The organism is Brevundimonas sp. Leaf363 (assembly GCF_001424025.1).
GTDB lineage: Bacteria > Pseudomonadota > Alphaproteobacteria > Caulobacterales > Caulobacteraceae > Brevundimonas.
Window position 1 is genome coordinate 736,813 of the sequence record NZ_LMPZ01000002.1, and the last position, 22,120, is coordinate 758,932.

18 protein-coding genes are annotated in these 22,120 nt (G+C 70.2%); 8 read left to right on the forward strand and 10 right to left on the reverse strand.

Going from position 1 to position 22,120, the window contains the following annotated elements:
- The first annotated feature begins 246 nt into the window (after positions 1-246).
- Genes coaD through ASG17_RS06575 form a run of 3 tightly spaced genes read left to right on the forward strand, consistent with a single transcriptional unit; the run spans position 247 to position 2,464 of the window.
- Complete coding sequence (gene coaD, locus ASG17_RS06565) at positions 247-732, forward strand: pantetheine-phosphate adenylyltransferase (protein WP_056100808.1); 486 nt, start codon at positions 247-249, stop codon at positions 730-732.
- Complete coding sequence (locus tag ASG17_RS06570) at positions 732-1,595, forward strand: peptidylprolyl isomerase (protein ID WP_056100811.1); 864 nt, start codon at positions 732-734, stop codon at positions 1,593-1,595. The genes coaD and ASG17_RS06570 overlap by 1 nt, the downstream gene beginning before the upstream one ends.
- Positions 1,595-2,464, forward strand: a complete 870-nt coding sequence (locus ASG17_RS06575; RefSeq protein ID WP_056100814.1) for a peptidylprolyl isomerase — start codon at positions 1,595-1,597, stop codon at positions 2,462-2,464. The genes ASG17_RS06570 and ASG17_RS06575 overlap by 1 nt, the downstream gene beginning before the upstream one ends.
- Here the strand turns inward: ASG17_RS06575 and ASG17_RS06580 are convergent.
- Positions 2,443-3,546, reverse strand: a complete 1,104-nt coding sequence (locus tag ASG17_RS06580) for a Ppx/GppA phosphatase family protein (RefSeq protein ID WP_056100817.1) — start codon at positions 3,544-3,546, stop codon at positions 2,443-2,445. The two genes, ASG17_RS06575 and ASG17_RS06580, sit on opposite strands and share 22 nt — an antisense overlap.
- 144 nt (positions 3,547-3,690) lie before the next feature.
- Between ASG17_RS06580 and hspQ the strand changes: the two genes are divergently transcribed.
- Positions 3,691-4,005 carry a heat shock protein HspQ gene (hspQ, locus tag ASG17_RS06585; protein ID WP_056100819.1) on the forward strand — a complete coding sequence of 105 codons (315 nt, stop codon included), beginning with the start codon at positions 3,691-3,693 and terminating at the stop codon, positions 4,003-4,005.
- 54 nt (positions 4,006-4,059) lie between these two features.
- Positions 4,060-4,935 (forward strand): phenylalanine 4-monooxygenase, encoded by an 876-nt coding sequence (phhA, locus tag ASG17_RS06590; protein WP_056100822.1) that lies wholly within the window; start codon positions 4,060-4,062, stop codon positions 4,933-4,935.
- Here the strand turns inward: phhA and ASG17_RS06595 are convergent.
- The 5 genes from ASG17_RS06595 to ASG17_RS06615 form a co-directional block, all read right to left on the reverse strand.
- On the reverse strand, positions 4,932-6,206 hold the full coding sequence (locus ASG17_RS06595) for an MFS transporter (protein WP_156367824.1): 1,275 nt from the start codon (positions 6,204-6,206) through the stop codon (positions 4,932-4,934). The genes phhA and ASG17_RS06595 overlap by 4 nt on opposite strands.
- Positions 6,207-6,438: 232 nt before the next feature.
- Positions 6,439-7,770: an N-succinylarginine dihydrolase gene (astB, locus tag ASG17_RS06600; RefSeq protein ID WP_056100829.1), complete on the reverse strand. Its 1,332-nt coding sequence runs from the start codon at positions 7,768-7,770 to the stop codon at positions 6,439-6,441.
- Positions 7,771-7,936: 166 nt separating this feature from the next.
- On the reverse strand, positions 7,937-9,355 hold the full coding sequence (astD, locus tag ASG17_RS06605) for a succinylglutamate-semialdehyde dehydrogenase (RefSeq protein ID WP_056100833.1): 1,419 nt from the start codon (positions 9,353-9,355) through the stop codon (positions 7,937-7,939).
- Between the two features lie 154 nt (positions 9,356-9,509).
- Positions 9,510-10,517, reverse strand: a complete 1,008-nt coding sequence (locus tag ASG17_RS06610; RefSeq protein WP_056100835.1) for an arginine N-succinyltransferase — start codon at positions 10,515-10,517, stop codon at positions 9,510-9,512.
- Complete coding sequence (locus tag ASG17_RS06615; RefSeq protein WP_056100838.1) at positions 10,517-11,767, reverse strand: hydrolase; 1,251 nt, start codon at positions 11,765-11,767, stop codon at positions 10,517-10,519. The genes ASG17_RS06610 and ASG17_RS06615 overlap by 1 nt, the downstream gene beginning before the upstream one ends.
- A 99-nt stretch (positions 11,768-11,866) precedes the next feature.
- Between ASG17_RS06615 and ASG17_RS06620 the strand changes: the two genes are divergently transcribed.
- Positions 11,867-12,379 (forward strand): hypothetical protein, encoded by a 513-nt coding sequence (locus tag ASG17_RS06620; RefSeq protein ID WP_056100840.1) that lies wholly within the window; start codon positions 11,867-11,869, stop codon positions 12,377-12,379.
- Positions 12,380-12,389: 10 nt separating this feature from the next.
- Positions 12,390-12,776, forward strand: a complete 387-nt coding sequence (locus tag ASG17_RS06625) for an arsenate reductase family protein (protein WP_056100845.1) — start codon at positions 12,390-12,392, stop codon at positions 12,774-12,776.
- Here the strand turns inward: ASG17_RS06625 and ASG17_RS06630 are convergent.
- The 3 genes from ASG17_RS06630 to ASG17_RS06640 form a co-directional block, all read right to left on the reverse strand.
- Positions 12,773-17,014, reverse strand: a complete 4,242-nt coding sequence (locus ASG17_RS06630; protein ID WP_056100847.1) for a translocation/assembly module TamB domain-containing protein — start codon at positions 17,012-17,014, stop codon at positions 12,773-12,775. The two genes, ASG17_RS06625 and ASG17_RS06630, sit on opposite strands and share 4 nt — an antisense overlap.
- On the reverse strand, positions 17,011-18,792 hold the full coding sequence (locus ASG17_RS06635) for an autotransporter assembly complex family protein (protein WP_056100852.1): 1,782 nt from the start codon (positions 18,790-18,792) through the stop codon (positions 17,011-17,013). The genes ASG17_RS06630 and ASG17_RS06635 overlap by 4 nt, the downstream gene beginning before the upstream one ends.
- Before the next feature lie 77 nt (positions 18,793-18,869).
- Positions 18,870-19,127, reverse strand: coding sequence for a hypothetical protein (locus tag ASG17_RS06640; protein ID WP_056100855.1), 258 nt, complete (start codon positions 19,125-19,127; stop codon positions 18,870-18,872).
- A gap of 125 nt (positions 19,128-19,252) precedes the next feature.
- On the opposite strand from ASG17_RS06640, the gene ASG17_RS06645 reads away from it, so the two are divergent.
- A complete protein-coding gene (locus ASG17_RS06645; protein ID WP_056100857.1) occupies positions 19,253-20,995 on the forward strand; it encodes an ATP-binding protein in 1,743 nt (580 codons plus the stop codon).
- Here the strand turns inward: ASG17_RS06645 and ASG17_RS06650 are convergent.
- A complete protein-coding gene (locus ASG17_RS06650) occupies positions 20,992-22,068 on the reverse strand; it encodes a CaiB/BaiF CoA-transferase family protein (protein ID WP_056100860.1) in 1,077 nt (358 codons plus the stop codon). The genes ASG17_RS06645 and ASG17_RS06650 overlap by 4 nt on opposite strands.
- Between the last annotated feature and the right edge of the window lie 52 nt (positions 22,069-22,120).

Below are 22,120 nucleotides of genomic sequence, written 5' to 3' on the forward strand. Positions count from 1 at the left end.
CCAATCGACCTGGCGCCCCTTCGACCCGTGGTATGATGCAGGCGCGTCATCGTTCGCCATGCCGGCGGACGCAGCGCTCGTCGGGAGCCGATCCGGACGGTTCGCACTGATCGGACGGTTCGGACGCATCGGACGGTTCGCACGCATCGCACGCTTCGAACGGTGTTTCTTGCATCCGACCCGTCGGGCTAGGCCGCTCCGGCCACCGCTGCTAGAGGGAGGCGACGGCGAGGGGAGACACCGCTCATGCGTATCGGCCTTTATCCAGGCACCTTCGACCCGATCACCAACGGGCACCTCGACATCATCGGCCGGGCCGTGAAGCTGGTCGACAAACTGGTCATCGGCGTCGCCCAGAACGACGACAAGGGCCCACTATTCGCCACCAGCGAGCGGGTCGAGATGCTGAAGACCGAGGTGCGCCGCTTCGGCGACCGGATCGAGGTTCGGCCCTTCTCCAGCCTGCTGATGCATTTCGCGGAAGAGCTGGAGGCCCAGATGATCATCCGGGGCCTGCGCGCCGTGGCCGACTTCGAATACGAGTTCCAGATGACGGCGATGAACCAGCGCCTCAATAGCGACATCGAAACCGTCTTCCTGATGGCCGACCCGCGCCACCAGGCGATCGCCTCGCGGCTGGTCAAGGAGATCGCCCGCCTCGGCGGCGATATCCATAGTTTTGTCAGTCCTGCGATCGCCGCGCGCGTCCAGGCCAAGGTGAAGGCGAACTGATGCGACTTGCGATCCTGGGGGCGATCGCCGCCTCCGCCCTGCTGGCGGCTTCGGTCGGCCACGGAGCCCCGGCTCAGGCGCAGGCGGCCGCCCCGTCGGCCGACTGGCGCACCGTCGCGCCGGAAAACCTGTTGGTCATCGAAACGGCCAAGGGCCGCATCCTGGTGGAGCTGTCGCCCCAGGCGGCGCCACAGCACGTCGCCCGCATCCGCACCCTGGCGGCGCGCGGCTTCTATGACGGGCTGAAGTTCCACCGCGTCATCGCCAACTTCATGGCCCAGACGGGCGATCCCCTGGGCACCGGCCTGGGAGGCAGCGACCTGCCGGACGTGCCGGGCGAGTTCAGCTTCCGCCGCGGCGCGGAGGGCTTCGCCCAGGTCGCGATCCCGGGATCGGCCGTCTACGGTCTGTACGGCTCGCTGCCGATCCAGACCCAGCCCGACGCCCAGATGATGGTCACGGCGGACTTCAAGGTCGATGCCCACGGCCTGTTCTGCCCCGGCGTGCTGGGCATGGCGCGCGCGGGCGACCCGAACAGCGCCAACAGCCAGTTCTTTCTGATGAGCGGACGCAACGCCAGCCTGGACGGCGGCTACACGGCGTTCGGCCGGATCCTGCAGGGACTGGACGTGGTCAAGACCCTGAAGACCGGCGCGGCCGGCGGCGACGGCGCCGTGACCGATCCCGATGTCATGACCCGTGTCCGCATCGCCTCGGACCTGCCGGCCGGTCAGGCGCCGGTGGTGCGGGTGGCGACGCCGCAGTCCCCGGCCTTCACGGCCGCCCTGGCGACCCTGACGCGCGACCGCGCCGCCCGACTGTCGATCTGCGACGTCGAGCCAATCGTCGAGGTGCAGGGCTGATGGTGCGGGGCGCGGTCTTCGCCCTGGCGCTGGGCCTTCTGGCCTCGCCCTGCCTCGCGCAGACGGCGCCGTCCGCCGCCGACGATTGGCGCACCGTGTCGGCCGACAACCTGCTGGTGCTCGACACATCCCGAGGGCGGGTTCTGGTCGAGATGTCGCCCGAGGCCGCGCCGCTGCACGTCGAGCGGATGCGGCTGCTGGCCGGCCGGGGCTTCTTCGACGGCCTGACCTTTCACCGCGTCATCGACTGGTTCATGGCCCAGACCGGCGATCCGCTGGGCACCGGCGAGGGCCAGAGCGCCTATCCCGATCTGACGGCGGAGTTCACATTCCGGCGCGGCCCCCAGACCCCCTTTGTGCCTGTGGCCCAGCCGCAGGGGTCCATGACCGGCTTCATGAACGCCCTGCCCATCGAGACACAGCCCGACGCCCTGATGGGCCGCACGCCGGATGGCAAGGTGCACGCCTGGGGCATCTATTGCCCCGGCGTGGCCGGCATGGCCCGGGGCGACGCGAACGACAGCGCCAACAGCCAGTTCTTCCTGATGCGCCAGGCCTATCCATCGCTGGACAAGCGCTACACCGCCTGGGGCCGCGTCATCGACGGCCTGTCCGTCATACGCGCCCTGAAGGCCAGCGGAACGCCGGACGGTCTGGTCGCCGACAGCCCCGACCGACTGACCCGGGTCCGCGTCGCCGCCGATATCCCCGAGGCCGAGCGCCCGACGGCGCAGATGCTCAGCACCGCGTCCGCCCGTTTCCAGGCGCTGGTCGCGGAAACGCGCCAGTCGCGCGGGGCCGACTTCTCGGTGTGCGACATCGACCTGCCGGTCCAGGTCTCGGGCGCTCAGGCCGCGCCGGCCGCCTGACGCCGGCCCCGCCGGGGGCGGCGTCGACGCGACGGCCTGTCCCGCTGCATCCGCTGCAGCAACAGCCCTTCGCGCAGGCCCCGGTCGGCCACCCGCACCCGCTGGCACGGCCAGGCGCGCTGGACCGCCTCCAGGATGGCGGCGCCGGCCAGGACCAGGTCGGCCCGGTCCGGCCCGATGCAGGCCTCGGCCGCCCGGCCCGCCGGCCCCATGGCCACCAGCCGGTCCACCGCAGCCTCGCACTCGCCCCGCGTCATCCATAGGCCATCCACGCGATCACGCTGGTATCGCGGCAAATTCAGGTGGATGCCGGCCAGGCTGGTGATGGCGCCGGAGGTGCCGATCATGTGGCCGCGACCCTCGGCGAACAGGGGCTTCAGGCCATGCGCCGCCTCGTCCGCCTTGTTCAGGGCCTCGGCCATGTCGCCGACCATCGCCTCGTACCAGTCGGTCAGAGCGCCGTTCGGTTCCGGGTGGCGCTCCGCCAGGGTGACGACCCCCATCGGCGCGGACATCCAGCCCACCGACCGGAACCGCCCGTTCTCGCTCCTCAGCCAGGACAGTTCCGTCGACCCGCCGCCCACGTCCACGACCAGTACCGCTTGGCTGGTCCGATCGAACAGGGTGGCGCAGCCTTGCACGGCCAGGTCCGCCTCCTCGGCGGGATCTATGATGCGCAGGACCAGACCGGTCCCGGTGCGCACCCGCGACACGAACTCGGAGCCGTTGTCCGCCATGCGGCAGGCCTGGGTCGCCACGGCCGCCAGCCGATCCGCCGCCACGCCGCGCTTGGCCAGCCGTTCGGCGCAGATGGCCAAGGCGTCGTAGGCGCGGTCCATGGCGGCGTCCTGCAGCCGCCCGGTTGCGGTCAGCCCTTCGCCCAGGCGTACGATCCGGCTGAAGCTGTCGACCACGCGGAAGCCGTCGCGCGCCGGACGGGCGATCAGCAGCCGACAGTTGTTGGTCCCGAGATCGAGCGCGGCGTACAGCGGCGCGTCGCGGCCCGACGCGTCCCGGCTGACGCCAGCGCCCCCTCCGGACCGTCCGTCGCGCCGGTGTGGCGCGGCAGGGGTCTCCGGCATGGGCCGAACATCCTAGTGAGGCGCCCAGGCGGCGCCCGTCGCAACCAGCCTAGACCGCAGGTTGAGCCAGCGCCAAGCGAAACTGTCACGAAGATGAACGGGCCGTGCCGCATCCGCTCATGCTTCACGCCGTATCTTGCTGACATGACACAGGTTTCAACAGCCCTGTTCCGCCTCGGCCAGATCGTCCGTCATCGTGACGGCGCGTTCCGCGGTGTGGTGATCGACGCCGACCCCGCCTATGCCGGGCCGCCGGCTGAGACGGGCGCCGTCGCCTCGAACCAGCCCTTCTATCAGGTCTACGCCCTGGGTCAGGACGGCGGCTTTATCGCCTATGCCGCCGAATCGGCGATCGAGGCCGACCCCCAGCAGGCGGCTCTGAGCGGGCGGGAGGAGCGCACCTGGTTCACCGTCGACGCCGGCGGCCATCACGCACCGCGCACCACGGCCCTGCATTAGGCGCGGGGTGACGGCCGGATCGCCCGCGCCTAGATAAGCGTTGAGGGAGCCGCCATGTCCGACTTCGAACACGTCTTCGACCAGCCCCCCGAGGGCGCCGCCGCCGACTGGACCATTCCCCAGTCGTGGGACGCCTACACGCCTGTCGAGCATCAGACCTGGGACACGCTTTATGCCCGCCAGACGGCGTTGCTGCCCGGCCGGGCCTGCGACGCCTTCATCCACGGGCTGAAGGCGCTGGACCTGGGCGCCGGGGGCATCCCGGACTTCGCGGTCATCAATCCCAAGCTCCAGTCCCTGACCGGCTGGACGGTGGTCTGCGTGCCGGGCCTGGTGCCGGACGAGGTCTTCTTCGACCACCTGGCCAACCGCCGCTTCGTGTCGGGCCAGTTCATCCGCAAGCCGGACCAGCTGGACTACCTGCAGGAACCGGACATCTTCCACGACGTCTTCGGCCACGTGCCGATGCTGACCGACCCGGATTTCGCCGCCTATATGGAGGCTTACGGCAAGGGCGGGCAGCGGGCGGCGAGCCTGGGCGTCCTGCCGAACCTGGCGCGGCTGTATTGGTACACGGTCGAGTTCGGCTTGGTGCGGGAGGCGGACGCCCTTCGGATCTACGGCGCCGGCATCGTCTCCTCGGCGACCGAGAGCGTCTTCGCTCTGGACGACCCCTCGCCGAACCGGCTGGGATTCGATCTGGAGCGGGTCATGAAGACGCCGTACCGGATCGACGACTTCCAGCAGGTCTATTTCGTGATCGACTCGATCGACCAGCTGAAGCGCGAGACGCTGAAGGACTTTGGCCCCGTCTATGACGCCGTGAAGGGCGCCGAGGACGTGGCGATCGAGGCGGTGCTGCCGACCGACGCCGTCTTCACGCGCGGGACGCAGGCCTATGCCGGACGCGGTGGGCGGTTCGCCGCCTAGTGCGGTTCGATCAGCGTCCGGTTCCTGGTGTCGCGCATGAACAGGACCGTCAGCAGGCTGACGCCGATCATGGCGGTGACGTACCAGAAATACAGGCTCTCCACCCCCACGTCCTTCAGCCATAGGGCCACATATTCGGCCGAGCCGCCGAACACGGCATTGGCGATGGCGTAGGGCAGGGCGACGCCCAGGGCGCGGATGTGGGCGGGGAATAGCTCGGCCTTCACCACGGCGTTGATGGCGGTGTAGCCCGAGACGATCAGCAGGGCGGCGAGGGCCAGCAGGAAGGCCACCACGGGGCTGTCGACCGCCGCCAGTGACGTCATGATCGGCACGGTGCAGATGACGCCCAGCACGCCGAAGCCGATCAGCACGGGCCTGCGCCCCACCCGGTCCGACAAGGCGCCGACCGCCGGTTGGACGGCCATGAAGACCAGCAGGGCCAGGGCGCTGATCTCGGTGGCGGCTGTCTTGGAGAAGCCGGAGGTGTTGACCAGGAACTTCTGCAGGTAGGTCGTGTAGGTATAGAAGGCGAGCGTCCCGCCGGCAGTCATTCCGATGACCATCAGGGCCTCGCGCGGGTGCTTCAGGGCCAGCAGCAGGGCGCTGGAGCGCGGCGCCTTTTCGGCGGCGATGCCGGTGAAGGCGCGGGTCTCGTCCAGCCGCCGTCGCAGCCAGAAGACGATCACCGCCAGGCCCGCGCCGACAAAGAAGGGGATGCGCCAGCCCCAGGCGGCCAGATCCGTCTCGCTGAGGGTGTTCTGCAGGAGGATCAGCAGGGCCAGGGCCAGTAGCTGGCCCGAGATCAGGGTGACGTACTGGAAGCTGGACCAGAAGCCGCGGTTCTTCGCCGTCGCCATCTCGGACAGATAGGTGGCGGAGGAGCCGTATTCGCCGCCGACGCTGAGGCCCTGCATCAGGCGGGCGAGCAGCAGCAGGGCGGGCGCCGCGACGCCGATGGTCGCGTATCCGGGCGTGACGCCGATCAGCAGGCTGCCGGCGCACATCAGGCTGACCGACAGGGTCAGGCCGGCCTTGCGGCCCTTGCGGTCGGCGTAGATGCCCATGATCCAGGCCCCGATCGGCCGCATCAGGAAGCCGACCGCGAAGATGGCGGCGGCGCTGAGCAGTTGGGCGGTGTCGTCGCCCTTGGGGAAGAAGACCGGCGCGAAATAGAGGGTGAAGGCCGCGTAGGCGTACCAGTCGAACCACTCGACCAGATTGCCGGCCGATCCGCCGACGATGTTCATCAGCCGGCGGCGCGGGGACATGGGGGAATCGGTCACGGGCGGTTCCTTGTTTCGAGGATCTTACCCGCATCAGTCATGCCTCTCCCAGAGGGACAGGGCTTGAGCGCCTGAGAGCGCAGCGATCAGTCTTGCGCGAAAGGGTGAGGGGACCGCCCCATCCTGTTGGCCGCCCACCCCTCACCCTTTCGGCATGGCCAATCGCCTTCGGCTCTTGGAGCCTCAAGCCCTCTCCCTCTGGGAGAGGGAAAGGCTGTCAGCGCTGGAACGGGTAGAAGCCCGAACCCAGGCCCAGGATGCCGGTCAGTTCGTCCAGCGCCCCCCGGCTTTCGTTTAGCAACGCCGGGTCGGCCAGGTCCGCCGGGCGTAGTTCGTCGCGATACCAGCGGGCGGCCCAGACGCCGAGGGCGCCGTGGAGATCGTCGGTGATCCGCATGCGGGGATTGGTCGCCGCCTCTTCGGTCTCGGTCAGGACGACGCGGAGGCGCAGGCAGGCGGGGCCGCCGCCGTTGCGCATCGACTGGCGGACGTCGACGTATTCGACGCGGCCGATCGGGCCGTTGGAGGCGACCAGGCCCCGGGCGACCGCATGGCTGCGCGGGTTGTCGCGGGTTTCGGTTGGGCAGATCAGGGTCAGGCGGCTCTGGCCCGGCAGTTGCACCAGCATGGAGTTGAACAGGTAGCTGGAGATGGCGTCGGCGAGCGGCAGGTCGTCGGAGGACACCTCGACGAAGATGGGGTCGAACAGGCCGTCCGCCTGCTGACGAATGGCCGCCTGGACAGCGTCGGTGTCTTCGAAGGCCAGGTCGTGGAAGAACAGGGTCTGGAGCGCGCCCACGCAGACGACGTCGTTGTGGAAGGTCCCGCCGGCGATGGCGGCCGAGCCCTGGCGGGCGTGGACGGGGCGGGCGCAAGCATGGCGGCGCTCGACGGCCTCGAACGCCTGGCGGGTCTGGCGGGCGGGAAAGGGACCGTCCCAGGCCTCGAAGGCGTCGCGGCCGTGGACGAACAGATTGACGCCCGGCGCGCCATGCTCCGCACACAGACGAATGTGGTTGGCGGCGCCCTCGTCGGCCAGGTGCGCGACCGGCGACAGGGCGTCGTGGACGGCGAACCGGGCGGTGTCGGGGAACAGGGCATCCAGCGCGCGGCGGGTCTGTTGATGTTCCAGCGAGCGGTGCAGGTTGGTGACGAGGTTGGCGGGCGTGAAGTGGACGCGGCCGTCGGCGGCGTCGGCGCTGGGGGTCACCGTGGCGGCGTTGGCGCCCCACATGGGCGAGGCCGAACAGGCGGCGGCGGCGAAGCTGGGCGCGTCCTTCCAGGCCTGTTCGAGAACGCGGGCGTCGGAGCCGGTGAAGCCCAGCGAGCGCAGGAAGGGGATGTTCGGGCGCTCATGCGGCGGCAGCACGAACTGGGGCAGGCCGAGGTCGGCCAGCCGCTTCATCTTGTCGAGGCCCTGGAGGACGGCGGCGCGGGGGTTGGACGCCTCGCCCTTGTTCAGGCTGGAGGCGAGGTTGCCGGGCGAGAGGCCGGCGTAGGAGTGGGTGGGGCCGATCAGCCCGTCGGCGTTGGCTTCGACGGCGGTCATTCTCCCTCCCCTTCAGGGGAGGGGGGCGGAGCGAAGCGGAGCCGGGTGGGGAGGGCCAGACGGCCTTGCGGGGCCGCCCCCACCCCGTCGCTGCGCGACGTCGCAGGCCGGGCGTACACGCCCGGACCAGCACCCCGGGATGGGGAGGGAGAGGCGCGGTGGATGCTCACGCCCGCAGCCCCTTGATCTCGCCCTCGATGTTGGCGACCGCATCCGCCTCAAAACTCGCGACCGGATAGGCGCAGTAGTCGGCGGCGTAGTAGGCGCTGGGGCGGTGGTTGCCGCTGGCGCCGAGGCCGCCGAAGGGCATGTCGCCGGCGGCGCCGGTGGTGGGGCGGTTGAAGTTGACCACGCCGGCGCGGATGCGGCGGATGAAGTGGTCCCAGTTCTTCGGGTCGTCGCTGACCAGACCGGCAGAGAGGCCGTAGCGGGTGTTGTTGGCGGCCTGGATCGCAACGTCGAAGGTTGGGACGCGGATGACCTGGAGGAAGGGGGCGAACATCTCTTCGTCCAAGACGTTCAGGCCGGTCACGTCGATGATGGCGGGCTTGACGAAGGCGCCCGGCAGATTGTCGACGGGCCCCGAGCGGCGGATGACGGTGGCGCCCAGATCGATGCGTTGTTGCAGGGCCTGGAGGGCGGCCTGGGCGGCGCGAGCCGAGATCAGCGGGCCGGCGTAGGGCTCCGGGTCGCTGTCCCAGGGGGCGAAGGTCAGGCGGTCGCTGAGGGCCGTGACGGCTTCTACGATGGCGTCGCCCTGCGCGCCTTCGGGCACGATCAGGCGGCGGGCGCAGGAGCAGCGCTGGCCGGTGGTGATGAAGGCGGACTGGACCACGATGCCGGCGACCGCCTCGGCGTCGGCGGCGTCCCAGACAACGAGCGGATTGTTGCCGCCCAGCTCCAGCGCCAGGATGACGTGAGGATCGTCGGCGAACTTCTTGCGGAAATAGGCCCCGGCCGCGCCCGAGCCGGTGAACATCAGGGCGTCGATGCCGGCGTCCAGCAGGGCCGCGCCGGTCTCGCGCCCGCCCTGGACGACATTGACCACGCCGGTCGGCAGGTCGGCGGCGGCGAAGGCCTCGGCCATGACCTGACCGACCAGGGGCGTCTCCTCGGACGGCTTGAAGACAACGGTGTCGCCGGCCAGCAAGGCCGGGACGATATGGCCATTGGGCAGGTGTCCAGGGAAGTTGAACGGGCCCAGCACCGCCGCCACGCCGTGCGGACGATGGCGCAGCGTCGCGCGGCCGAACGCCATGTCCGCCGTGCGCTCGCCGGTGCGTTCATCATAGGCGCGGATCGAGATGTCGACCTTGCCGATCATGGCGGCGGCTTCGGTCTTGGTCTCCCACAGGGGCTTGCCGGTCTCGCGGCTGATGGCCTCGGCGATCTGCGGCGCACGGTCCTTGAGGACGGCCTGATAGCGGCGGACGGCGTCGATCCGGTCCTGGCGCGGACGGTCCGCCCAGTCCGGGAAGGCCGCGCGAGCGGCGTCGGCGGCAGCCTGGACCTGGGCCGGGGAGGCGGCCTCGCCCTGCCAGTTTGTGGCGCCGGTGGCCGGGTCGGTGGAGGTGAAGGTGGTCATGTCAGCTATCAATATCCGCTCATCCCGGCGGAAGCCGGGATCCAGTGAGAGCGACGCGCTCCACGCTGGTTCGTCTCGCCAGATAGGCGTCGCTCGCGCTTCTGGCCAAAGAACTGGGTCCCGGCTTCCGCCGGGATGAGCGGGAATGGAGGGATCACGATTTTACCCGCACCACGCCGCCCGCCTTCACCTTCAGCGCCGCCGCCGTCTCGGCGGTCAGGCGCACGGCGTCGCCTTTGATATCCGCCTTGGCGCGGACAGCGCGGAAGGTGGCGATGCTGTCGGTGGAGATGAGCGCCGGCAGGTCGGTCTCGATGTCCTCGGCGATCTCGACGGTCAGGACGCGGGCGTCGCGGACGGTGCGGATGTCGTCGCGGCGGCAGCTGACGGTGGGGCCGGCGTCGAAGATGTCGACCAGGCCGTTGGGGCGGAAGCCTTCGCTTTCCAGCAACGCCATCGCCGGAACGCCCTGAGGGTGGACCTTGCCGATCACGGCGCGGGCGGGCTCGGGCAACAGGTCGATGTAGATGGGGTGGCGCGGAGCCAGATCGACGATGAACTGCTTGTCGGTCGAACCCGTCATGCGGTCGGCGTCGTCGAACGGCATGGGGAAGAATTTGTGCGCCACATGGTCCCAGAAAGGGCAGGCGCCGTCGGGGGTGAAGACGCCGCGCAGCTCGGCCAGCACCGTCTCGTCGAACAGGTCCGGCTGGGCGCCGATCAGCATGTAGCGGGACTGGCTGAGCAGGCGCCCGGCGCCGCCCTTGCGACGGTCGGCCTTGAGGAAGAGGGACCCGACCTCGGACCAGCCCCTGCATTCGTTGACCAGCACCAGGGTCTGGTGCTCGTGCGCGATCTTCAGTGACGGCGAGGAGACCGCGTGGCTGACGATGCGGAAGGAGAAGAAGGGCCGCTTCAGGCCCACCGCCGCCTTGACCGAGCCGACGCCGTCGATGTCGCCTGTATCGCCGTCCTCCAGCATCAGGGTGTACCAGGCCTCCTGCGGCGCGACCTGGCCCAAGAAGCTGGCGGCGCTGAGGACCAGGCGGTCCGACAGGGCATCGGGGTCCTCGGGCAGGCTGGTGAAGCCGGGGCCGGACAGGATGGCCAGCTCCAGCAGGCTGTCGAGATCGGCGGGACCGGCGGGGCGGACGACCAGCATCAGAGAGTTTCCATCCGCAGGCGTTTCAGGTGGGCCGCGTCGATCTCGCCCGAGGCGATCTTGCACAGGATGAGCGCGCTGAGCTGGGCGCGGTCGACGAAGCTGTCGGGCCAGGCGAACTCCTGGTCCGAATGAATGTCGCCGCCCAGGACGCCGAGGGTGTCGATATTGGGCAGGCCGGCGGCGTGCAGGTTGTTGCCCTCGCAGACGCCGCCCGACGGCTTCCAGGCGATGGCCTGGTTCAGCAGGGCGCCGGTCTGTTTCACCGCGTCGAACAGGGCTGTCTGGCTGGCGTCCATCGGCTTGGGCGCGCGGGTCATGCCGCCATGCAGGTCGAGGGTCATGCCGTCGAAGGGGGGCATGGCGACGATCTCGGCGATGGCGTCGGTGATCCAGGCGGCGGATTGGGCGTCCGGGACGCGGACGTTGAAGCGGACCACGGCGTTGTCAGCGACGACGTTCAGGGCGCCGCCGCCCGAGATCTTGGCGACATTGACGGTGACGCCCTCGCGCCGGCCGTTCAGGGCGTGCAGGGCGGCGGCGATGATGGCGGCGCCGGCCACGGCGTTGCGGCCTTCGTCGAAGGCGCGACCGGCGTGGGCCGCCTTGCCGGTGACGATAAGGTGGAAGTTGCCGCTGCCCTTGCGCGCCCCGGCCAGCGTGCCGTCGGAAAGGGCTGGCTCATAGGTCAGGCCGACGTGGCCGCGCGCGCCAAGCTCGGCCAGCAGCGGCGCCGAGGCGGGCGAGCCGATCTCCTCGTCGGGGCTGAGCAGGACGGTCCAGCCGACGCCGTGGCGGTCGGGGTGGGTCTCGAAGGCCTCCAGCGCGGCCAGAAGCACGCTGATGCCGCCTTTCATGTCCGCGATCCCGGGCCCGTTCAGGGCGCCGTCGGGGCGGGTGACCACGCTCTGGAAGCGGCTGTCGGCGGGGAAGACGGTGTCGTAGTGGCCGGTCAGGACGACCTGTATCGGCGCGTCCGGGCGGGCGGTGATCTTGAGGGCGTCGGCGTGGGCTTCCCCGCGCACCCGTCCGTCGTCGGCGACGGTGGTCGAGCCCTGTGTGGGGATGCGCTCGACCGTGGCGGGCAGGGCGCGCGCCGTGGCCTCCAGCGCCGCCAGGACGGCGTTCAATCCCTCGGCGTTGCGGCTGCCCGAGTTGACCTCGGCCCACGCGACCGCCCGGTCGATGATGACGTCGCGCCGGCCCCGGATGTGGTCGAGCACGGTCTGATCTGGCGCCAGAATCCGCATGCGGGCGGACCCTAGACGGGCCGGATCGAAAGGTGAAGGCGGGGGTGTCGCCACGCGTGTCGCCAAGCTAGGCTGACGGCCGAAAACAGGGAGAGCGACATGTCCGACTGGCTGAAGGCCTTCAACCCCACCGCCCCAATCCATGGCGAGGCGGAGGCCCAGTGCGCTGCGCGGGCCAGCGCGGTGTCGATCTTCATCGGCGTAGCGGTCGGCCTCGTCAGCCTGGTGTGGAGCCTGGCCAATCCCGCCGACATCCAGGCCGCGGTCGCCCAGGCCAGCGGGAACGATGCGACCGTGGCCGCGGCCGCCGAGATGGGCGTGCAGATGGGCCTGTGGATGGGGGGCGTCCTGACGGTAGTGCAGCTGGTGTTCGGCGTGGTGCAGTGGCGCGACCCGAAAAGCTTCATCGCCATTCTGTTCCTGGTGCTGCTGGGGCTGGGCATCGTCTCGGCGCTGGCCGCGCCGATGATGGGCGGCATGAGCGGCGTCATCACTCCGATCTGGCAGGTGATCCTGTCGCTGGCGATCATGGCCGTGCAGACGGTGCTGCACGTCGCGGGCCTGCGCGGGATCAAGGCGCTGGATCGCATCCAGATGGCCGCAGCGCACTAGATCGACGCGCATGACCGTCACCATCTGGCACAACCCGCGCTGCGGGACGTCTCGCAATACTTTGGCGATGATCGAGGCGGCCGGCGTCGCGCCGGTCGTGATCGAGTATCTGACGTCCGGCTGGGACGCCGAGACCCTGACCCGCCTGGCGGACGCCACGGGCGAGGGCCTGAGGGGTCTGCTGCGCGCCAAGGAGCCGGAGGCCGCGGGGCTGGCGGACGCCGGCGATGACGTGTTGCTGGCGGCGATGTTGGCCGAGCCGATTCTGGTGAACCGGCCGATCGTCGAGACATCGAAGGGCGCGCGGCTATGCCGGCCTTCGGAGCGGGTGCTCGACCTGCTAGACCGCCCGCCGCCTCGGTTCGTGAAGGAGGACGGCGAGGTGGTCGAGCGCTAGTTCCCGCGGTTCGGCCGGCTGTCAGCGTTGCGGGCGCCCGGCGGTCTCGACTGGCGGCGCCAGCGGATGGACAGGCTGGCGTCGCCCTGGCCGCCGAACTTGGAACTGATGGCCAGGTTGCGACGGACCTGCCATTCGACGTTGACCGCCGCACCGCCCTCGCCGCCGCCGATGATCTCCAGATAGACGTCGTCGGTGATGTAGCGGCCGCCGGCGACCGTCAGGCTGGACGCCTCGCCGCCGAACGACAGGCGGTCTAGCCCGGCCAGCTCGCGCAGGTTGCCGATGACGTCGAAGCCGCCGCCGCCCGCCAACGAGGCGACGCCGGCCGCCAGTTGGGCCGCCTCAAAGCCTGACAACTGGGACGCCGAGCGGCCGAACAGGACCTGGGCGAGGATCTCGTCCTGCGGCAGGGACGGCGTGGAGGTCAGGGCGATCTCAGGCCGCGCGGCCATGCCGGTGACGCGGATGGTGGCGGTCAGGGCGGGGTCCTCGCGCGTGGCCGACAGGTTGAGGCGGATCCGCGCCGGGTCGGTCGACAGGCTGACCGTGCCGCGGTCATCGAAGATGAAGCGCTTGCCCGCGAATTCGTAGTCGCCGCGCACGACACGGGCGGTGCCTGTCAGCTGGGGCTGGGCGATGGAGCCCTGCACCCGCGCATTCACGCCCATCTCGACGTTCAGGCCGCGCCCGACGATCCGAATGTCGCCGCCGGGCGAGCGGATCTGGATGTCCATGCCGATGATCGGACCCCGCGCCGGGCGGGCGACGTCTTCGGCCTCTGCGTCGTCGCCGCCGGGCTTGTTCACCTCGATCACGTCCATGCCGACGATTCCGGTGGAGCCGGGCGGGTTGGCGCGAATGGTCGCCTCGTCGATGTCGATCTGACCGACCAGGCGGATGTCGCCGGCCGCTGCGCGGGTGACGGTGATCGGGCCCGAGGCACGCGCCTCGGCCAAGTCGTTGTCGATGATGCGGAAGCGGGTCAGGTTCAGCTGGAAGCTGGAGCCCGAGCCCTGCCGCAGGCCGATGCGCCCGTCGCCGGCGATCGAGCCCCCCGCGCCGTCCTTGGCGGTAAAGGTCTGGATCAAGGCGGTGGTGTCGTCGAAGCGGCTGTTCAGCGTGACCTCGGTCAGGCGCAGCCCGGTGGCGTTGTCGCGGAACGCGCCCTGGGCGATGTTCAGCCGGCCGTTGATGCGCGGTGCGTTCAGCGTGCCGGCCAGGGTCGCCTGCCCGTCCACCTGACCCGACAGCGAGCGCTCGCCGCCCAGGAAGAGGTCCCAGATCGGCTGAACCTGCCCCTGGATCGAGACGGTCCCCGCCATGTTGCGCGTGCGGGCGATGGCCAGGCGGAAAGGCGCGGCCGAGGCTTCGACCGGCAGGGTGACGTCGGCGTTGGCCGAGGCGGCGACCGTGCCGTCCGTGTGGGTGTTGGCCTGGATGCGCAACTGGTCGCCGACGAGCATGGCGTTGATCACGCCATCGACGGCCAGGCCCTGCGGCGCGTCGACGCTGCGGACGTTTTCCAGGGTGACGTTGGCCGAACCGGACAGATCGGCGCCGGCGCCGCGCAGGGCGACCTTGCCGGTGACGCGGCCGCGAAGGTCCGGCGCGACGGAGCCCAGATCGACGCTGGTCAGGTCGGCCTGGAGCAATGTCGCGCGGCTATCCTGGCGCAGTTCCCCCAGCAGCACGCCGCCGCCGACCGCCAGGTCCAGGCGGACGACACGGCCATCGCCGCTCAGAGCCACGACTGCGGGATTGCGAGTGGAGAAGGCGACCTCGCGCACGCGGCCGGCGCCGTTCAGGGTGACGGAGTTGGCCTGACCCTGGCGCGAATAGACGCCGTCGCCGTTGAACTGGACGGGGGTGGCGCCGCCGACGTCCAGCGTCAGGTCGAAGGGCAGGCGCTCCAGCGTGCCGCGACCCTGAAGCTCGAGATTGCGCACGATGACGGTCGAGCCGGCGAAACGCAGGTTGCGGCCGTTGACGGCCAGGATGGCGGCTTCGCTGCCGCCGCCCTCGGTCAGGCGGATGCGCCCCTGCGCCGTGCCGGCCGTGAGGAAGGCGCCGGGGCGGGCCGTGAAGCTGAGATCGGCGCTGGACGGGATGCGGTCCGACAGGGCGACGGCGCCTTGGGCGGTCACGCCGCCCGCGTCCAGGTCCAGGTCGCTGATGCGGATGCGCGGTCCGCCGAGGAAGAAGTTCCCCGAGGCGCGGGCCGGCCCGTAGTTGGAGGCGCTGGTGATCGCGATGCGGCCGTCCGAGCTGTCGGCGCCCTTGCGGAAGCTAAGGACCAGATCGGCCTGGGTCAGCTGCAGGGCGGCGATGTCGATGCGGTCGAAGTTGGCCCGCAGGTCGGCGCGCGGCTGGGCCAGGGTGCCGGTCAGGGCGCCGTTGCCCTTCATATTCCCCGCGATTTCGACAGGCCCGACGGCGAACGGGCCGCGCGCATTCCAGTCGAGCGCCAGGCGAAGGCGACCTTCGGGTTCGATCAGACCCTTGGCGGACGCACGACCCTGCGCGCCGGTCAGCTCGCCGCGCTCGACTTCGATCCGACCGTTGTTCAGGGCGCCGGCGAGTTGCAGGCGAGGCGACTTGCCCAGCAGGCGGTCCAGCTCCGCCATGCCGATCTGGAGGTTTCGGCCTCTACCGTCGAGACGCAGCCGCCACGGCGCCCCGGTGCGGGCGGACGAGGCGTCGAGCGAGGCGGCGAAGGCCCCCTTGGCGCCGGGGCGAATGCGTGCGGCGTCGGTGATCTCTGCGCGGCCGCGGAAGTTCAGGCCGCCCAGCAGGGTGCGGCCGCCCGAGCCCTGAACCCGCAGCGCCTGCCCGTCGGCCTCGATGTGGCGCAACAGATAGGCGCCGTCTTTCTGGCGGCTGGCCTCGATCTGGACGCGCGGCTGGGCGCCCAGCAGCCCGCCGATGATGCCGGCCGCCGAGCCGCCCGAGGCGCGGATGTCGGCCTGCACGTCGAACCGGCCGTCCTGGGCGGCGAAGTTGAGTGGCCCGGCGATGCGGGTGGCGCGGTAGCTGGCCAGTGTGGCGTTCAGCAGCGTGACCTGGCCGTCCAGCGTCCAGACCTTCGCATCGCCCTTGAACAGGCCGGCGTAGCTGGCGGGGCCGGCAATGTCCTGGCCAGTCAGCCGGTTCAACGAGGGGGTGTTGATCTCCAGCCGGATCCCGTCGGGTGAGGTGCGGTCCTTGGTGCGGATCAGACCCTGGGCGTGGCTTTCGACATTGTCCGCGATCAGCCGCCACGCCACGCCCTGAACGTCCTTGTCCTTGGACGGCACGGTGGCGAAGCCGAAGCGGGCGGTGCGGCCGACGCGTTCGACGAAGGGCGCCAGCAGGTCCGACCCGCTGAAGTCCGCATAGCCGGTGACGCGCGAGCCTGCGTCGCTGAAGCGGCCCTTGACCGTCAGGGGGGTGAAGGATCCGGTGCGCACCACGGCGTCCACCACCTCGCCCGTAACGACGGCGCGCGCCATGAAAGGCTGGTCCGGAGAGTATCCGAGCGAGCCGGCGAGCGGTCCGCCGCGAGCTTCCTGAGCGTTCAGGTTGAGGCGCAGCGTCTCCAGCGGGCCGCCGAACTTTCCGGCGATGCGCAGGAAGTCGCCGGGGCGGCTGACGCTGTCGGCGTTCAGGGTCGCGGACTTGGGCCCGACGCGCGGGATGGACGCATCGCCGGCCAGACGCCAGTGGCCGTATTCCTTGGAGAAGCCTTCCAGCAGTTCGACCTCGGCGGCGAATTTGTCGATGTCTATCGAGAGGGGCGGAGGGCTGGGCGGCTTGCCGTCCGGCGGTTCGACCTCTGGTCGGCGCAGGACGCGGATGCGGCCCGCCTCAATCTCTGTGGCGTGGAAACGGCGGAAGACGAGGGGCAGGTAGCTCCAGTCGACGTGGACGTCGGTCGCCTCCAGCCAGACGCCCTTGGCGTCGGTGACGGTGACCCGCTCCAGCGTGAAGTCGTCGAACAGATCGCCCTTCAGTCCATAGACGTTGATTCGCCCGTATCGCCCGATCTTCTTGCCGGCGATGAAGGTGCTGACCAGGTCGCGGCCGGGGCCGGAGATCAGATACATCCGGCCGCCGACGAACAGAGTCAGGGCCAGGACAGCCAGCACCGCCGCGGTCACGCCCCCGATGAAGAGCGTCCATTGCAGGCGCGTGCGTCGCCGCTTCGCGCGCTTGGCGGGCGTATCGGGCGCGCTGCTTTCGGGCGGCGTGTCGGTCAAAACGCCTGACCGATGCTGATGTAGATCTGGAAGGCCGCATCGCCCTCGCGCGGGCTCAGCGGCACGGCGATGTCGGCGCGGACGGGTCCGAACGGCAGCTTGTAGCGGACGCCCAGGCCGGCGCCGTAGCGCATGTTCGAGAAGTTCGGCGTCTCCTGGAAGCCGATGGCGCCGGCGTCGAGGAAGGCCACGGCCTGGAAGTTACGGCCCACATCCTGGCGCGCCTCGATCGAGGTTTCGAACAGGCTGAGGCCGCCGCGCGGCGTGTTGTCGGGCAGGCGCGGGCCGACGCCCTGATATTCGTACCCGCGAACCGACCCGCCGCCGCCCGAATAGAACAGGCGATCCGACGGCACCGTCAGTTCCTCGCCGCCGATGATCGAGCCGATGCGGATGCGGCCGGCCAGGATGGTCTTGCCCTGGCGCAGGGGCAGGTAGCCGGTGGCCTGGGTCTCGGTACGCAGGAACAGGACGGTGTCTTCGCCCGCCACGGCGGTGGGCTGGATCGCCGCGGTCAGACGCCAGCCCTCGGTCGGGTTCAACGGGTCGTCCGAGCGGTCGATGTAGGCGGCCGAGCGACCGGTGGCGATGATCAGGTCGCGGTTCAGGGTGATCGGCGCCTGGGTGACCGGGTCGAAGCGACGCTCGGTATACGAACCGGCGTCCAGACCCAGGCCGTAGCTGAAGTAGCTGGTCTTGCCGATGCGCTGCTGCAGGTCGGCGCTGGAGGTCAGGGCGATCCGGTCGTAGGCGTCGGTCTCTTCGTTCACCGCCGCCAGCGACAGCTTCAGCGTCTGGCCCGGCCTGCGCCAGTGCGGCAGGCTGAGGTCCGCGCCGATGCGGCTGTCGATGTTTGCCAGGCGGGCCTGGAACCGCAGGGTGTCGGCGCGGCGCAGGCGGTTGAATAGGGTGTAGATCACATCGACACCGGCGCCCTCGGCCGTCGAATAGGTCGCGCCCGCCTCAAGGATGCGGCGCGAGCGGTCCGACAGGCTGACGATGATCGGCCGGTGGCCGTCTTCATTGCTCTGATCGGCCGGAGCCAGGGCCACGCCCACGCCGTCGTAGACGCCCGTCTCCAGCAGGCGACGTTCCAGTTCGGCCACGTCTTCGGGATCGTAGCGGTCGCCCTCTGACCAGGGCGCCAGGCCCGCGACCCAGTTCGGATTGGTCGGCCCGGCGGTCTCGACCCGTACGCCGTCCAGCAGGACCAACGGACCCGACACGATGTTGTAGGTCGGCTGAACGGTCCGGTCGGCGTGGTCCACGACGACGCGGCGCGGCTGGGCGGCTGCGTCGGCGTATCCATTGATCGACAGGCTGGCCACGACCCGGCCCTCGGCGGCGATGATCTCGACCGCCCGGCCCGGCGAGCCGGGGCTCAGGTTCATGGCGGAGATCGCCGCGGCGGCGCTGACGCCGTCCGGCTCGGGCGCGACCCACGCCACGGCGGGCGCGTCGATCAGGAAACGGGGACCGGGGGTGACCTGGACGGCGGCGACAGGCGTCTGTTCGCCCTCGACCACATCCTCGACCGTCGACTGATAGTACCCTTCGGAGCGGAGCAGGGCGGTGGCGGCCTCGACGGCGCCGCGGGCGCGTCTGCGGGCTTCGAACCGGTTGGCGGGCGCGCCGTCGACCTGGCCGACCGCGCGCTCCAGCTGGGCGCGCAGGTCGCCGTCCATGTCGCCACGAATCTGCGCGCGCGGGTCCGCATGCGCGGCAGACGCCGCAAGCGCGACGCCCGCGAAGATCGCCAGGGCGATACGTACCGTCAAACCGTCTCTCTGGAAGGATCCGCCGAAGCGAGGACAGCCTCCGTTCCCAGACCCATGTGGCGTGGAAATGGCGCCGCTCAGTAGAACAGAGTCTCGCTCTCCGGCTTCACGGATTCCTCTGAGCTGCGCTGCTCGGGCGGAAGGGCCGAGTTGTCGACCGGCGGGGCGTCCACGGCGGAGGGGGCCGAAACCGGTGCGCCGGCGTCCGGCGCGGCGGGCGCGATCGGCTCCATGGGGGCCTCAGGCAAGGGCATGGGCTCTTCCGGCGCCGGCTGGTCGCACGCGGCGAGCGCCAGCGCGAGCGAACCCGCGACGAGAATGGTGCGTATCATCATGCGATCCCCCTGTGCGGGCCATAACGGCCCGGGTGCGCCCCTGTTCCCCGTGCATAGCGGTCAAGCGGGTCGCCGTCATCATCAGCAACCTTTCATTCGCCATTTGGGCGGATGCTACCGGAGATATGGGGGGACGCATCATGCCTGCGCCCGGCTACGCGCTCGTCGCGCAAATCCGCTTTCGCGAACTGAAAACCCGCCTGGGCCTGGCCGTCATCCTGACCGCCATCGGCTGGGCTGTCGCGCCATCGCCTTGGCCGCTGGTCTGGTTCGGCGCAGTCGTGGCTACCCAGGTGATCGACTGGGCCGCATTTCGCTCCATCAGGCTGCGCCCTGACCATGTCGTCACGCGTCGCCACGAGATTCTGTATTGCGTCGTCGTGGCGCTGAATGTCGTCGTCTACTCGGCACTGGCGGCCTACCTCTGGTTCATGGGCGGTGAGGTCGGGCGGGTGTTCGCCATGATCCAGACGGCCGGCGGCCTCCTGCACGTCAGCCTGCACATGCACCACCATCGGCCGCTGCTGTTCTCGGCCGCCACGCCGCACGCCGCCTATTTCATCGGGCTGCCGGTGATGGGCGCAATAATCGATGGACGGCCGCAAGAGCTGGTGATCGCCGTGGGCGGACTGCTCTATCTGATGCACCTCGTCGTATCGGTCCGGCAAAGTGCGCGTACGACCCAGGCCATGCGCGACGCGAACAAGGCCGCCGACGAGGCCCGCCGTGCCGCCGAGGAGGCCAGCGCAGCCAAGTCGGACTTCCTGGCCGTCATCAGCCACGAGATTCGCACGCCGATGAATGCGGTGATCTCGGCCGCCAACCTGCTGCGCCGCACGCGGCTGGACCGCGACCAGCGCGAACACGTCTCAATGTTGATGGACGCGGGCGACCTGATGATGAGCCTGCTGAACGACGTGCTGGACTTCTCCAAGATCGAGGCCGGCCAGATGACGTTCGAGACGGCCGAGATGGACGTCGAGGACAAGCTGACCGCCTTGCGTCGCCTGTGGGAGCCCAAGGCGCGCAGCCAGGGCGTGCGCCTTCTGGTCATGATGGACGACCAGGGCCCGGCCTTCATCCGCACCGATCCGCTGCGCCTGCAACAGATCCTGTTCAACTTGGTCTCCAACGCCGTGAAGTTCACCGACAAGGGTCGGATCGAGGTGGAGGCCCAGTGGCGCGCCGAGACGTCCGAAATGGTCTTCGCGGTCCGCGACACCGGCGTGGGCATCCCGGCCGACCGCCTGGAGCATGTCTTTTCCAGCTTCCAGCAGGCGGATGCGGGCACCACGCGCCGGTTCGGCGGCACCGGCCTGGGCCTGACCATTAGCCGCCGCCTGGCCGAGATGATGGGCGGCTCGCTGACGGTCGTCAGCGAGCTCGGCGTCGGATCGATCTTCACCTTGACCCTGCCGGTCGAGGCAGTGGTGGACGGGTCGGCGGCGCCGCGAGCGCAGGCGGTCGAGACGCTGAGCCTGCACGGGCGCTCGATCCTCGCCGCCGACGATCACGAAGTGAACCGCCGCATCCTGGCCCTGCTGCTGGAGCCGCACGGCTGTCGCCTGACGTTCGCGGTCAACGGCGCCGAAGCGGTGGATCTGGCGGGCGTTGAACGCTTCGACGCCATCCTGATGGACATGCAGATGCCGGTCATGGACGGGCTGGAGGCGACACGCCGCATCCGCCTGGGCGGACCCAACGGCCAGACGCCGATCATCGCCCTGACCGCCAATGCGATGGATGTGCACAAGGCGGCCTGGGACGCGGCGGGCGTACACGCCTTCCTGACCAAGCCGATCGACCCCGCGCTGCTGGCCCACACCCTGGGCGAGGCGGCGGCGAGCCGGATGGAGGCTGCGGCCTAGGCCCAGCGCGCCAGCACGTCAGCCAACGCTTCTGTCGGTCTGTCCGCCGAGACATCGACGAGCGCGCCGTCGAATCGCGGGGCCGGGGCCGGCTGGCGCACGCCGCAGTTAACGAATGTCGCGCGCGCGCGATTGTGCGGATGCGCCGCCGCTTCGGTCGGGCTCAGGACAGGTGTGACGCAGGCTTCGGTTCCGCCGAAACGCTCGGCCCAGTCATCTCGGCTCCGGCTCGCGAAGATCGTTTCGAAGCGCTGATGCAGGGCCGGCCAGCCGTTCCGGGCGAACTGGGGCGCATCGGCCGGATCGATCTCAAGCCCCTTCAGCAGCGCGGCGTAGAAGCGCGGCTCCAGCGCCCCCACCGCTACGTCGCGGCCGTCCGCACAGCGATAGCAGCGGTAGAAGGGCGCCGCGCCGTCCAGCAGGTTCTCCCCTGGCTGCTCCGACCACATGCCGCGCCCCGCCAGCCCGTCGAACAGGGAGGCCAGCAGCGCCGAGCCGTCGGTCATGGCGGCGTCCACGACGCGGCCCCGGCCGGTGGTCCGCGCCTCGGTCATTGCGGCCAGCACGCCGATCACCAGCATCAGCGCCCCGCCGGCGTAGTCGCCGGCGATGTTCAGCGGCGGTCGCGGCGGCCCGTCCGGTCGGCCCAGTCGGTGCAGCAGCCCCGACAGGGCGATGTAGTTGATGTCGTGGCCGACTTGATCGGCCAGCGGCCCCGTCTGACCCCAGCCCGTGATTCGGCCGTAGACCAGTCGCGCATTGTGGGCGTGGACCACGTCCGGCCCCAGACCCAGCCGCTCCATGACGCCGGGCCGAAACCCTTCGATCAGCGCGTCTGCGCCGCCCAGCAGGTTCAGAACGCCGGCCGCATGCTCGTGCGACTTCAGATCGACGGGGACGACGGTGCGGTTCCGATGCAGCACCGCCCCGCCCACATCGGCAAAGGCCGACGCGCCATCGGCGCGCGCCAGCCGCACCACCTCTGCGCCCAGGTCGGCCAGCATCATGCCGGCGAAGGTCGCAGGCCCCAGGCCGTCGAACTCTACCACCCGAACGCCGCTCAGCGGTCCCATTCGTCCTCCTTCGTCCGTATCATGCCAAACCGCACTTGACCTCGGCTCCCCC